Source organism: Pseudomonas sp. BN606 (assembly GCF_029873115.1).
Taxonomy (GTDB): Bacteria; Pseudomonadota; Gammaproteobacteria; order Pseudomonadales; family Pseudomonadaceae; genus Metapseudomonas.
On the sequence record NZ_SSOF01000042.1, the window covers coordinates 133,158 to 145,671 of the forward strand.

The 12,514-nt window shown below is 64.2% G+C and carries 11 protein-coding genes; 3 read left to right on the forward strand and 8 right to left on the reverse strand.

The genetic code is table 11. The annotated features are described in order from the left end of the window. Positions 1-152: 152 nt before the first annotated feature. The 4 genes from E8E75_RS06080 to E8E75_RS06095 form a co-directional block, all read right to left on the reverse strand. The gene (locus E8E75_RS06080) at positions 153-1,250 is read right to left on the reverse strand and encodes a DUF1513 domain-containing protein (protein ID WP_120654721.1); all 1,098 of its coding nucleotides are present in this window, start codon (positions 1,248-1,250) and stop codon (positions 153-155) included. 1 nt (position 1,251) lies between these two features. Continuing rightward, positions 1,252-2,316 carry an imelysin family protein gene (locus tag E8E75_RS06085; RefSeq protein WP_120654722.1) on the reverse strand — a complete coding sequence of 355 codons (1,065 nt, stop codon included), beginning with the start codon at positions 2,314-2,316 and terminating at the stop codon, positions 1,252-1,254. Between the two features lie 10 nt (positions 2,317-2,326). Then, entirely contained in the window at positions 2,327-3,754 is a 1,428-nt protein-coding gene (locus E8E75_RS06090; protein WP_153918573.1) for a di-heme oxidoredictase family protein, read from the reverse strand. Between the two features lie 290 nt (positions 3,755-4,044). Beyond that, on the reverse strand, positions 4,045-5,382 hold the full coding sequence (locus tag E8E75_RS06095; RefSeq protein ID WP_153918575.1) for an imelysin family protein: 1,338 nt from the start codon (positions 5,380-5,382) through the stop codon (positions 4,045-4,047). Between the two features lie 202 nt (positions 5,383-5,584). On the opposite strand from E8E75_RS06095, the gene E8E75_RS06100 reads away from it, so the two are divergent. Both E8E75_RS06100 and E8E75_RS06105 read left to right on the forward strand, forming a co-directional pair. After that, complete coding sequence (locus E8E75_RS06100) at positions 5,585-6,157, forward strand: LemA family protein (RefSeq protein ID WP_120654726.1); 573 nt, start codon at positions 5,585-5,587, stop codon at positions 6,155-6,157. 1 nt (position 6,158) lies between these two features. Next, complete coding sequence (locus E8E75_RS06105; protein WP_153918577.1) at positions 6,159-7,064, forward strand: GIDE domain-containing protein; 906 nt, start codon at positions 6,159-6,161, stop codon at positions 7,062-7,064. A gap of 173 nt (positions 7,065-7,237) precedes the next feature. Here the strand turns inward: E8E75_RS06105 and E8E75_RS06110 are convergent, their stop codons facing one another. The 4 genes from E8E75_RS06110 to E8E75_RS06125 all read right to left on the reverse strand — a co-directional run bounded on the left by E8E75_RS06110 (position 7,238) and on the right by E8E75_RS06125 (position 11,398). Continuing rightward, positions 7,238-9,304, reverse strand: a complete 2,067-nt coding sequence (locus E8E75_RS06110; RefSeq protein WP_120654728.1) for a GGDEF domain-containing phosphodiesterase — start codon at positions 9,302-9,304, stop codon at positions 7,238-7,240. A 287-nt stretch (positions 9,305-9,591) separates the two neighbouring features. Beyond that, positions 9,592-10,173 carry a superoxide dismutase [Fe] gene (gene sodB / locus E8E75_RS06115; protein ID WP_120654729.1) on the reverse strand — a complete coding sequence of 194 codons (582 nt, stop codon included), beginning with the start codon at positions 10,171-10,173 and terminating at the stop codon, positions 9,592-9,594. 209 nt (positions 10,174-10,382) lie between these two features. Continuing rightward, positions 10,383-10,985 (reverse strand): LysE/ArgO family amino acid transporter, encoded by a 603-nt coding sequence (locus E8E75_RS06120; RefSeq protein ID WP_153918579.1) that lies wholly within the window; start codon positions 10,983-10,985, stop codon positions 10,383-10,385. A 5-nt stretch (positions 10,986-10,990) separates the two neighbouring features. After that, a complete protein-coding gene (locus tag E8E75_RS06125) occupies positions 10,991-11,398 on the reverse strand; it encodes an ACT domain-containing protein (protein ID WP_120654731.1) in 408 nt (135 codons plus the stop codon). A 100-nt stretch (positions 11,399-11,498) separates the two neighbouring features. On the opposite strand from E8E75_RS06125, the gene E8E75_RS06130 reads away from it, so the two are divergent. Next, positions 11,499-12,389 carry a LysR family transcriptional regulator ArgP gene (locus E8E75_RS06130; RefSeq protein ID WP_153918581.1) on the forward strand — a complete coding sequence of 297 codons (891 nt, stop codon included), beginning with the start codon at positions 11,499-11,501 and terminating at the stop codon, positions 12,387-12,389. Positions 12,390-12,514: the final 125 nt, after the last annotated feature.

The following is a 12,514-nucleotide window of genomic DNA, read 5'->3' on the forward strand; positions in this document are numbered from 1 at the left end:
AAGGGCTGCGACAGGGAATTTGTGGGGTACGGAAGTGCCAGGAAGCCAGGAGTGGCGGGGCTTTCACTGGTGCCGGACGAAGGCCGGGCCTCTGTAGGAGCGAGCTTGCTCGCGAAAGAGTGCGCGCGGACTGTTCGCGAGCAAGCGCGCTCCTACACGGCCAAGTGCAGGTGGTTGTCCCAGAAGCTTGCCGGCAGCTGCAGCGGGGTGGCGGTGAACTGGTCGCTGCGGCAGTCGTAGACACGGCAGCGACCTTGGCCCGAGGTGACGACGAAACCGTCTTTCACGGCCCCGACACCGGCGCAATCCGGCAGCGGTGCGTCGAGGCGCACGGCGCCGCTATCCAGGTCCCAGATGAAGAATCGGTTGCCTCTCGGTGCAGTGAGGGCCACCAGGCGCAGCTCGTCATGAATGGCGACGCTGGCGGTGTACTGGACCATCGCCAGGCGTTGCTCGTCCTCCAGCGGGAAGGGCTGGAAGGGTTGGCCTGGGCGCTTGATCGCGACCAGGTCGGCGCGATCGGTGGCATCTCCCATGTACTGCTGGCCGGCGACGATGGTGCCATCGGCACCAATGGCCAGGTGACGGACGCTGTTCATCTGCTGTGGCAGGGTTTCCTTCGACAGCAGGCCGCCGTCGCGGCGCATCAGCACCAGGCTCGGTTCCATGGCGTCGAGGTTCATCTCCACACGGCTTTCGGCCTCGGTACGGATTCCGCCGTTGGCCACTACCAGGGTTTCACCGTCGGGCATCCAGGAAACCTGATGCGGACCGAGGCCGTGGGTGGAAATTTCGCCCTCGTGGGTTAACTGGCCCGACTGGTAGCGGTAGCGGCCGAGCATGCCCCGGCCCGGGTCGGTGGTGTCGTTCTCGGTGGCGTAGAGCCATTCACCGTCGCGATGCCAGACGCCGTGACCGTAGAAGTGGCGGTCCTTCTGCGAGGTCAGCGTCTGCAGCAGGCGACCGTCGCGCAGGTCCACCAGGTAGCTCTCGGTGCCCGGACGACGGGCAACGAAAAGCGCCACCGGTTCACTGGGATGCTCGACGATGTCGTGGCAACGCTGGGCGACACGGGTAGCGAACACCTGGGTGCCATCCAGGCGGAAGCCCACGGCGTAATGCTGGCCGTCGGCGTCGTCGCGGGCGGAGAGCAGCAGGGGCGATTCGCCCTTGCGGCTCAGGGTCCAGCCGCCGATGCCAACGGCACCGAGTAGCAGGCTGGCGAGGGTGAGGACCTGGCGCCGGAGCATTTCAGTCACCGTCGTTGGCGTTGAAGCCGAGCTGTACATTCAGGGCCTTGGCCAGCTCGCCGGAGTGGAGGCGCTGTACGCGGTCGAGGCTGTCGTAGAAGTCATTGAGCTGCTTGAGGCCGTCTTCGCTGGCCAGCAATTCGCTGAGCGGCTGCTTGACGGCGGCCAGCTTGCCGCGCGCTTCGCTGTAGCCAGCGTCGATCTTCTCGGCCAAGGCCTTCTGGTCGTCACCCAGCAGGCTGCGGATGCCATGTTTGTCCTTGCCCAGCCAGAGGGCTTCGGCGCTGGCCAGGCTAGCGCTCAGGCTTTCCAGGGAAGAGTCGCTGCGCCAGCCGTCGGCCTGCATCGGCTGCGGAAGGCTCTTGGTCTGGCGACCCATAGGTGTGCCGAGTTTCTTCTTCAGGGTGTCCAGGGCGGTGACCTGGACGCGCAGCAGCTCGGAGATGGCCTCGTGGGAATCCGCGTAGCGCTGGTTGGGGAACTTGCTCAACTGGTCGAGCATGCCGTCCTTGCTGTTCCAGCGGGTGAGGATCTCCTCGGCCAGGGTCTTCTGACGCTCGCCGATGGCTTGCAGCAGCGGGCAGTAGCGTGCTTTCTGGGCGCCGTCGGCCATGTCCAGGTTGCTGTCGAAGAGGATGTATTCGTAGGCCGAAAGGCCCTGGACCACCACGCTGGCCTTGGCCAGGGAGGTGGCGTCGAGGTTGGGCTGGGCCTTGATCAGCTGTTCCACCTGGCGGCCGACCAGATTCTTCTTGTCCGGCCAGAACTGCACCTGCCAGGCGCGGTTGCCTTCGGCCAGCGGGCCCACCATCAACGGCTGAAGTTCAGCCCAGGCTTTTTGCGCGGCAAGGAAGTCGGCGCGGGCCTTGGCCAGATCCTCCTTGCCGGAGCAGAAGGCCAGGGCGCTTGCGGCGAGTTGGCGGTCCGCATCGACCCAACGGCTGTAGGTTGGCAGGATCACGTCCTTGGCCAGGGCCGAGGCGGTCTGCGCCTGGGGGTCCTGCGGGGCGCAGGCGCCCAGGGCCAGGGCGGCGAGGCTGGTGAACAGCAGTTTGGGACGGAACATGCAGGGCTCCTTATAGAGAATTCAGGAAAGCCAGCAGCGCGGCACGCTGTCCGGCATCGTATTTCAGGACCTTCTGCTTCGCCGCTTCCGCTTCGCCTCCGTGCCAGAGAATGGCCTCCAGCAGGTTGCGTGCGCGGCCGTCGTGCAGGAACTGGGTGTGGCCGCTCACGGTTTCGGTCAGCCCGATGCCCCAGAGCGGCGGGGTGCGCCAGTCGCGGCCAGTGGCCTGGAACTCAGCGCGGCCGTCGGCCAGGCCCTCGCCCATGTCGTGGAGCAGCAGGTCGCTGTATGGACGGATCACCTGGTTGGCCAGCTCGGGTTCGGCGGCATCGGCCGCAGTGGTGAAACTTGGGGTATGACAGGACTGGCAGCCAGCCCGGTGGAACAGGCCCTTGCCTTCCAGTACTTGCGCACTATCCACGTCGCGGCGGGCCGGTACGGCCAGGTTGCGGGTGTAGAACAATACGAGGGACAGGATGTTATCGCTGACTTCCGGCTCTCCACCATTCACCGTGGTCTTGCAGGCGGTCTGTGCTGCCGTGCAATCGTCCTTCGACAGGGCGTTGGTGGTAAGGCCCATATCACCAGAGAAAGCGTGAAAATTCTGTTGATTCAGATTCGGCTGCCCGGCCTTCCAGCCGAAGCGACCGAGCACCGTCTTGCCGGCGACATCGTCCCAGACCTGGTTGGCGCGGCCGCGGACACCATTACCATCGGTGTCGTCCGGGTCCGCATTGGCGAGAATCGCCGCTTCGGGGATCGCCTCGAGCAGGCCCAGGCCGATCATCGGCGGGGCGACGCGTGCGGAGAACAACGTATCGGGATGCATCGCGCCATAACCGAGTTGGGTGATTTCCAGGCGCGGCTTGCGCAGCTCTAAAGTCGTGCCGTCGGCAAAGGTCACTGGAACGGTGTCGTAGCTGACCCGCACTTTGCCCTCGGGCTCGAGGCCGGGAATCGATACGTCCTGCAGCTGGCCGCCGTAAACGGGTTCCGGCACCACGCCCAGACGTTCGAGCTGCCTTGCGTGTTCGGCCGAGGCGTCAGCCGGAATCGACAGGCGTACCAGCATCGACACGGCGTTGCTTGCACCTGGTTCCGGCGGATGGCCGCGACCGTCTTTCACGTGGCAGTTCTGGCAGGCATTGGTATTGAACAGGGGGCCGAGGCCGTCACGCGCCGTGGTGGTGGAGGGCGCGATAACCCAGGGGTTGCGGAAAAAGCTGTTACCCACGCTGAAGTCCAGCCTGCGCGAGGGCGTCAGGTTGCCCGAGGGCATGGAAAAGGCGTTGTGGTCGAACTGGCGGACCGAAGCAGCTCCGCCGGAAAGGTGCTCGCCGGGTTCGGCCTGGGTGAACCGCGGCGCGTCGTCACAGGCACTGAGGCCAAGGGCCAGCAGCAGGGGCGACAGGCGGCGAAAGGCCGGTGGAGCGAGCATTGGCGGGGTCCGGTCGGCAAATAAACAGGCCGGCAAGCTTATCAGGACTGGGGGCTCTGAATAAGAGGGATTTGCGTTTGTCTTGCATTCTTGGCCGGAGTCCGTAGACATCCTTGTGGGGGCGATTTCAATCGCCAAGCAGGACGAAGTCCTGCCCCGAAGCCGCGCAGGGGCGGCTGCGCCACCCTTGGCGAATGAATTCGCCCCTACAAGGAAACGCACGGAACTTCAGGCACAAAAAAGCGGATGCGGCACTGGGCCGCATCCGCTTCCTGCTACCGCTGTGTCGATCAGAACTGGTGATCGGCGTTGTCCGGCTTCAGGTCGGTGATGCCGAGTTTGCCAGCGGCATCCTCGATGGCACCGGTCTGTTTGACAAGAGAGGCGATGGCGTCACGCACCAGTTGCTGGCCGGCGGTATTGTCGGCGGCAATCAGCTGGTCGAAATGCACGCCCTTGTTGGCGCTGTCCACCAGGGCTTGCAGCTTGCCTTCGGTGGCTTCCAGGTCGGCCTTCAGGGTGGTGTCGGTCTGAGCATCAGCCTTGGCCACCAGGGAGGACAGGCTCGGGCCGGTCAGGGTGGTGCCGTCGACCTTCTTGTACTCGCCCAAGTAGACGTTACGGATGCCCTTGCCGTTGTAGAAGTGAGAGTTGTGGGTGTTGTCGCTGAAGCAATCGTGCTCGTCTTCGGTGGAGTTGGCTTCCAGGGCGACCTTCATGCGCTCGCCGGCCAGCTCGCCGAGAGACAGGCTGCCCATGCCGAACAGCATCTTGCGCAAGCCGGATTCGGCCGGTTCGGCTTCCAGCTTGGCGCGGTAGTTGTCGGCAACGCCCGGTTTCCACTGGCCAACCATGTACTCGAGGTCGGAAACCAGCAGGTCGGTCACGGCCTTCAGGTACTGGCGGCGACGCTCGCTATGACCGCCGGTGGAGCCCTCGCCGACCACGTAGTCGGTGGCGGGACGGTTGCCGGCGCCCGGGCCGGTGCCGTTCAGGTCCTGACCCCAGAGGAGGAATTCGATGGCGTGGTAGCCGGTGGCGACGTTGGCTTCGGAGCCGCCCAGTTCGTTCAGGCTGGCCAGTTTCTCACCGGTGATTTCGGTGACGTCGATCTTTTCTTCGCCGACCTGGATGGTGGTATTGGCGATGATGTTGGCGGTGGCGCCAGGGTTACCCAGGGCGTGCTGGTAGTCGCCGGCGACGTAGTCGATCAGGCCTTCGTCCAGCGGCCAGGCGTTCAGTTGGCCTTCCCAGTCGTCGACCACCGGGTTGCCGAAGCGAAACACTTCGGTCTGCATGTAGGGCGCGCGGGCGGCCAGCCAGGCTTCACGGGCTGCCTTCAGGGTGTCGACGTCGGGCTTGGCGAGGAATGCGTCAACGGCTTTCTGCAGGTTTGCGCCGGTGGCGTGGGCGTCGGTGAAGACGGCCAGGGCGAGGTCTGCATAGTGAGCAACGACTTTCTTGGCCTCGGCCTCATCGACCTTGGCAGTTGCAGCCGGGGCCGCGGCAGTGCTGGCAGCCGGTGCGGTGGCTTGCGGTGCTGCAGCTTCTTTCTTGTCGTCACCGCAACCGGTGAGGGCAATGGCGACGGCGAGCAGGCTGGCGGCAGCCAGGGGCTTACGAATCATGGGCGAGGTCCTTTGCTTCTGGGTGATGGCAATCTGAAGTTGCGCAAATGAAAACCGCAACATAATGCGAAAGATTTTCATTTTTGGAAAGGATGTTGTCGGGCGTTTTGCAACAGCTGTGTACGGGGTCTCCGCGTCCCTGTACGAATGCCATTAGAATCGCCCGGTTCCCCATGACCCGCAGCCTGAAGGAGAAGCCTGCATGAGTCTGACCAGCGTTGCCCTGATCGTGGTCCTGCTTCTGGTCGCCGCCTACGCGGTGATCCTCTACAACGCGCTGGTGCGGCTCAAGCACGGGGTAGGCAAGGCCTGGTCGAACATCGAAGTGCTCCTCAAGCAGCGGCATGACGAACTGCCCAAGCTGGTGGAGACCTGCAAGCAGTACATGCAGCACGAGCGCACCACCCTCGAGCGGGTGATCGCAGCGCGCAATGCCGTGGCCAGTGCCCGCGAGAAGGGTGACATCGGCGCGCTCGGCCAGGCCGAGAGCGGTCTGCGCGCCGGCCTCGGGCAGCTCTTCGCGCTGGCGGAGAGCTACCCGCAACTCAAGGCCAACGAGAGCTTCCAGTTCCTCCAGCAGCGCATCAGCGGCCTGGAGAACGGCATCGCCGACCGCCGTGAGCTGTACAACGAGGCGGTGAACCTGAACAACGTGCGCATCGAGCAGTTCCCGGATGTGATCATCGCCGGCCTGTTCGGCTTCAAGGCTGCCGAGCTGCTGGAGTTCAGCGACGCCGAGAAAGCCGACGTCGATCTCAAGAGCCTGTTCAGCTGACATGGCAGTGGATGTAGCCGGGCTGGCCATCAGCCTGGGATTCAGCTTGGGCGCCTTTGCCGGTGGTGGCTGGTGGTGCCTGCGCCGTCTGGCCCAGGCGCGGCTGCTGCTGGATACCCCGACCTCGAAGATCCGCTCAGCGGCCCAGGGATACGTGGAGCTCTACGGCATGCTCCATCCCAATGGAGACGGCCAACTGGTGGCGCCACTGACGGGCAAGCCCTGCCTCTGGTGGCGCTATCGCATCGAGGAGTACAGCGAGCGAGGCAAGAGCAAGAGCTGGCGAGTGGTGGACAGTGGCGTCAGCGACGCCTGGCTGCGCCTGGCCGACTCCACTGGCGAATGCCTGATCGATCCGCGCGGTGCCGAAGTGCGCCCGTCGACCCGCGAAGTCTGGAAAGGCCATCAGCGTCATCCTCGTGGTGCCCGCGTTTCTGGCGGCCTGAGTGGCTGGTTGTCTGGCGGCGAGTACCGCTATACCGAGGAGCGTCTGCATGCCGACGAGCCGCTGTACGCCATCGGTGACTTCCGCACCAGTGGCGGTGGTCGGCAGGGTCTGGACCCGATCTCGGCCCAGGGGGCGGTGATCCGCGAATGGAAAGGCGATTTCACCGGCCTGCTGCAACGCTTCGACAGCAACGGCGATGGCCAGCTGGACGAAGCGGAGTGGTCGCGCGTGCGCCTGGCCGCCAGCCTCGAAGCCGAAGACCGTCATCGCCAGACCAGCGCGGCGCCTGCCGTGAATCAGATGCGTCGTCCGGTGGAGTCGCACCCTTTCCTGCTCTCCAGTCATGGTGAAGATGTGCTCGCCCGGCAGTTCCGTTGGCAGGCACTGCTTGGCGCAGTGCTCTGCGTCGGCGGTGCGGTGGCGGCCGTCTACCTGCTGAAGGTGACTGGGCTCCTGTAGATCCAATCACGCTTCATCGATCCACCATTGGCGCTCAATGTGGGGGCGCCATCCACCCTGCGGGGTCACTGCGCGACCCTTGGCGAATGAATTCACTCCCACAAACGAATCCTGAGCTTTGCACGGTAAGCACCCTCTCCCTTCAGGGAAAGGGTAGGGGGAGAGGGTTGACGTCAGAGTGTGGCGGGATTGGACGCAGCGTTGGACAGGCGACGGGCCTGCTTGAGGTAGAGGGTGAGTTCGCGGGCGGGCAGGGGCTTGCTGTAGAGATAGCCCTGACCCTCGTTGCAGCCCTGGGCGATGATGTAGGCCTCCTGCTCGGTGGTTTCCACACCTTCTGCGATCACCTGCATGCCCAGGTTGCGCGCCAATTGGATGATGGCGCGGACGATGGTGGCGTCGTCTTCGTCTTCCAGCACGTCCTGCACGAAGCTCTTGTCGATCTTGATCTTGTCCAGCGGCAGGCTCTTCAGGTAGCTCAGCGAGGAGTAGCCAGTCCCGAAGTCGTCGATCGCGATCAGCGCGCCGGAGCGGCGCAGGCTCAGCAGGTGCTGGGCGGCAGTGGAGATGTCTTCCATCAGGCCGGTTTCGGTGACTTCCATCTCCAGGCTGCGTTGTGGCAGGCGATAGACCTGCAGCAGGTTGTTCACCACCCGTGGCAGCTCCGCATGGTGCAGCTGCACGGTAGAAAGGTTGATGGCCATGCGCAGTTCGCTGAAGCCCTGGTCGTGCCATTCGCGAAGCTGGCGGCAGGCCTGGTCCAGCACCCACTCGCCGATGGGAATGATCGTGCCGTTCTGCTCGGCCAGCGGGATGAACAGGTCCGGCGGCACGAAACCGTGCTGCGGGTGTTGCCAGCGCAGCAGCGCTTCGACGCCCACTACACGGTGGTCGCGGTAATCCACCTGGGGTTGGTAGACCAGGTGCATCTCGCCTCGGTTGAGGGCTTCGCGTAGATCCTTCTCCAGTTCGCGGCGGCGCCGCATTTCGCTGTCGACGCTGGCGATGTAGAACTGGTAACGGTTGCGCGAGCGGCTCTTGGCCAGGGTCATGGTCTGCTCGGCTTTCTGCAGCAGCTTCTCCGTGCTGTCGCCATCCTCCGGGAAGAGGGTGATGCCGATGGTGGCGCGCAGGCGTACTTCCTGCTGTTCCAGGGAGAAGGCCACTTCGAGATCGTCCAACACGCTCTGGGCCAGTTCGGCGGCTTCGTAGGGCTGCTCGATATCGGCCTGGACCAGGGCGAACTGGTCGCCCCCCAGGCGTGCCAGGGCGCCCAGTCGGCCGCTGTGGCTGCGCAGGCGGTCGGCCAGGGCAATCAGCAACTGGTCGCCGGTCTGGTAGCTGAACTGTTCGTTGACGCCCTTGAAGTCGTCCAGGCCGACGCAGAGCACCGCCACGCGGCGCTGCAGACGGCCGGCGTCTTCGAGAATCTGGTCGAGTTGTTGCTGCAGTTGCTGGCGGTTGGGCAGACCGGTGAGGAAGTCGTACTGGGCCATGCGCAGCAGGCTGTTCTCGGCTTCTCGGCGCAGGTGGGTATTGCGTTCGATGGAGGCCAGCAGGTCGTTGGCCGTGTTTATCCACAGGCCCAGTTCGTTCTTCTCGTTGCCCTTGAGCATGGGCAGCTTGTGCTCGCTGGGGCGGTCAGGGTTGATGCTGGAGAGGTGCTCGATGATCTTCGACAGCGGCTTGGTCAGCAGCCAGTGGTAAACGAGGTAGAGCACCAGGCCCATGGCCAGGGCGCGGAGTACACCGGAGATGAAGATGATCACCGAGCTGGTGACGAAGTCTTCGCCGTATGGGGCTGTATCTAGGGTGATGCTGAGGTCGCCGTAGTACTCGCTGTAGGGACTGCGGCCGACCAGTTGGGTGGTGAAGGTCTGTTCCTTGCCGAGGATGGGGTCGGTCAGCCAGCGGGTCGACAGCTCCATCAGCGGCCGGTCCTTCTCCGCCAGCATCGGCTCGTTGGGGTGGCCGATGGAGGCGTGGCGCACTGATTCGTGCTGGAACAGGCCTTCGATCACCTGCATGCCCATCTCGCGATCCAGGCTATAGACGGCCTGGGTCGAGGGGTCGCGGAACATGCCAAGGATCCGGTTGGCGTCGTTGGAAACCGCCTGCCGCGTCTTGTAGACATCGAACACGATCTGCGCGCAGCTCAGCACCACACCGACAACCAGTGCGGACAGCAGCACCACACGCAGCAGCTTCAGCGACAAGCTGTGTTTGAGATCCAGCTTCAAATGGAGATTCCTTGTTCGATGCCGCCAGGCGTCAGACGGGTGTGAGTATTGGCAAACAGGCCTTGGCCGTCAAAGGGCCAGTATGTGTATGCCACTATTCAAAGCATCGATCCACTCTCGGGACCGCCGCTTTCGATTCCCCCTCTCCTTTATGTCGGTGCGAACCGGTCCGACCTTGAGGGGGTGTCCGACAATTTTTCCCTTGTACCGCAACAAGACGACGAATGACGCGCAAAAATGAAGAAACCCGGCGAATGGCCGGGTTTCTCTTACCGCTGGAGCGGGTCTCAGGCTGCGTAGTTCTTGGCTACGAAGTCCCAGTTGACCAGGTTCCAGAAGGCCTCTACGTACTTCGGACGCAGGTTGCGGTAGTCGATGTAGTAGGCGTGTTCCCAAACGTCGCAGGTCAGCAGCGGGGTGTCGCCGCTGGTCAGCGGAACGCCGGCACCAATGGTGCTGGCCAGGGCCAGGGAGCCGTCAGCTTTCTTCACCAGCCAGGCCCAGCCGGAGCCGAAGGTGCCGATGGCGGTCTTGGTGAACTCTTCCTTGAACTTGTCGAAGGAACCGAAGGCGGCGTTGATGGCGTCAGCCAGGGCGCCGGTGGGCTGGCCACCGCCGTTCGGGCTCAGGCAGTTCCAGTAGAAGGTGTGGTTCCAGATCTGGGCCGCGTTGTTGAAGATGCCGCCGGAAGAAGTCTTGATGATCTCTTCCAGGCTCTTGCCTTCGAACTCGGTGCCCGGAACCAGGTTGTTCAGGTTTACCACGTAGGCGTTGTGGTGCTTGCCGTGGTGGAATTCCAGGGTTTCGGCGGACAGGTGCGGCTCAAGGGCGTTCTTTTCGTAAGGCAGCGGCGGCAATTCGAAAGCCATGTCTATCTCCTTCATCATCAGGTCGGGATTTTTGCGCCAGGCGCGGGGCCGTTCACGGTCGGCCGAAAAAGCGGCTGCGAGTTTGTACTCTTTATTGCCGCGAAGTCCGGATCATAGCATCGGGCATGGGGCTTAACCACGCAGCAACTGTGTGGTTAAGCCCTGCCGCCAGGGCTCTGGCACGGTTATCTCATCTGGACCCGACGCACTCAGATTCCGTTCACCAAATGAGCCGCCATGCCGAACATCATTACCGCCACTGCCAGATCGAGCAGGCGCCAGGTGGTTGGACGCGCCAGCCAGGGGGCGAGCCAGGCGGCGCCAAGGGCGAGGGCGAAGAACCATACCAGCGAGGCACTGGCAGCGCCCAAGGCGTAGGCGCCGGGGACAGCCTGTTGCGCACCGAGGGAGCCGATCAGCAGGACCGTGTCCAGGTAGACGTGGGGGTTGAGCAGGGTGACCGCCAGGGCCGCCAGCAGTACCGCGCGGCGCGATCGCGGTCCGGTTTCAGCGGACTGGTCGAGGATGCCGGGCTTAACTGCGCGACGCAGCGCCTGAATGCCGTACCAGAGCAGGAAGGCCACGCCACCCCAGCGGGCGATGGCCAGCAGCACGGGGTTCTGTGCCAGCAGGGTGGCCAGGCCGAAGACGCCGGCGCTGACCAGCAACGCATCGCACAGCACGCAGAGTGCGGCCACCGGCAGGTGGTGTTCGCGGCGCAGACTCTGGGCAAGGACGAAGGCGTTCTGTGCGCCAATGGCGATGATCAGGCCCGCCGCCACCAGTATTCCGTTCAGATAGCTCTGCCACATGTTGCTCACTCCGCCTGGGCGTTGGCCGCCAGGGCCCGCAGGGTAGAAAGGGCGCGTTCGGCGTCGGCGCTGGCAACGAACAGGTGATCGTGGAAATAGCCCGCTACGACGTTGCAGCTGATGCTGGCTTGGGCCAGGGCGCCAGCGAAGGTCGCGGTCAGGCCTACTGCACTCAGGGAGGAATGCACTTCCAGGGTGATCCAGGCCGCGCTGTAGTCGTAGGCCAGGCCCAGGCGATCGGCCTCGCTGCGTTCAAGGATCACGGTCAGTCCTTCGCGCTCGCGGAAACTGCCCAGCGGCACGCTGCCTTGCAGGCGGGCGGCGTCTTCGAGGGTGCAGAACACGTACTGGCCGGGGTTGAGTTGCGGCGACATGTTGCGGATCAGAATGGAGAGTGCAGTTTCGCCGGCCATGGTGCTTCCTTCGCTACGACGGGTTGGGATGTGGCGAGTCTGCGGCGCGAAGATGTATAAGGAAAACGAATCTTGCTGATCTCTCATTAGGAAAACTGATTTGTTCGACTACAAGTTGCTGGCCGCCTTGGCGGCCGTGGTGGAACAGGGTGGTTTCGAGCGCGCGGCCCAGTTGCTGGGGCTGTCGCAGTCCGCCGTATCGCAGCGCATCAAGCTGCTGGAGGCGCGGGTCGGTCAGCCGGTGCTGGTACGCGCGACGCCGCCAGCGCCCACTGAAGTGGGCACGCGCCTGCTCAACCATGTGCAGCAGGTGCGCCTGCTGGAACGCGACCTGCAACGCCAGGTGCCGGCACTCGAGCAGGGCGACATGCCGGAACGCCTGCGAATTGCCCTGAATGCCGACAGCCTGGCCACTTGGTGGGCCGCCGCCGTGGGGCAGTTCTGCGCCGAACAGCGGGTACTGATGGAACTGGTGGTGGAGGACCAGGAAGTGGGCCTGAAGCGCATGCGTGCTGGTGAGGTAGCGGCCTGTGTCTGCGCTGCTGAACGCCCAGTGGCCGGCGCCCGCAGTCTGCCGCTTGGTGCGATGCGTTACCGTGCCCTGGCCAGCCCCGCGTTCATCGAGCGGAATTTCCCCAAGGGCGTCACGCCGGGGGCATTGGCCCGCTCACCGGCAATCGTGTTCGGCCCGGATGATCTGCTGCAGCACCGTTACCTGGCAGCGTTGGGAGTCGAAGGCGGCTTCGTCCATCACCTTTGTCCCTCCTCGGAAGGCTTCGTGCGCTTGACGGAAGGCGGCCTGGGCTGGGGGCTGGTGCCCGAGCAGCAGGTGGGGGCGCAGCTGGCGCGGGGCGAGTTGCGGGAATTGATTGCCGACCAGCCCATCGACGTGCCGCTCTATTGGCATCACTGGCGACATGGCGGCGAACTGCTGGGCCTGCTCACCGATCATCTGGCTGCGGCAGCCAGTCGCTGGCTGGTGCCGCAGTGACGTTGCCGGCCCGGCGGGAACGATGATCGGGGATAACGTTCAGAGTCGTTCTATTGGCTCGCGACGCCACACCTGGCAGGCATCAGGGCTGCTAGAGTCGCGGGCATCACGAGGCATGGCAGGGG

What these genes read in the sequence shown, in the direction of transcription:
- E8E75_RS06120 (WP_153918579.1), bottom strand. Translation starts at nt 10,985, where the DNA reads ATGTGGCAGAGCTATCTGAACGGAATACTGGTGGCGGCGGGCCTGATC.
- E8E75_RS06105 (WP_153918577.1), top strand. Translation starts at nt 6,159, where the DNA reads ATGGCAGTGGATGTAGCCGGGCTGGCCATCAGCCTGGGATTCAGCTTG.
- E8E75_RS06090 (WP_153918573.1), bottom strand. Translation starts at nt 3,754, where the DNA reads ATGCTCGCTCCACCGGCCTTTCGCCGCCTGTCGCCCCTGCTGCTGGCC.
- E8E75_RS06095 (WP_153918575.1), bottom strand. Translation starts at nt 5,382, where the DNA reads ATGATTCGTAAGCCCCTGGCTGCCGCCAGCCTGCTCGCCGTCGCCATT.
- E8E75_RS06085 (WP_120654722.1), bottom strand. Translation starts at nt 2,316, where the DNA reads ATGTTCCGTCCCAAACTGCTGTTCACCAGCCTCGCCGCCCTGGCCCTG.
- E8E75_RS06080 (WP_120654721.1), bottom strand. Translation starts at nt 1,250, where the DNA reads ATGCTCCGGCGCCAGGTCCTCACCCTCGCCAGCCTGCTACTCGGTGCC.
- sodB (WP_120654729.1), bottom strand. Translation starts at nt 10,173, where the DNA reads ATGGCTTTCGAATTGCCGCCGCTGCCTTACGAAAAGAACGCCCTTGAG.
- E8E75_RS06125 (WP_120654731.1), bottom strand. Translation starts at nt 11,398, where the DNA reads ATGGCCGGCGAAACTGCACTCTCCATTCTGATCCGCAACATGTCGCCG.
- E8E75_RS06100 (WP_120654726.1), top strand. Translation starts at nt 5,585, where the DNA reads ATGAGTCTGACCAGCGTTGCCCTGATCGTGGTCCTGCTTCTGGTCGCC.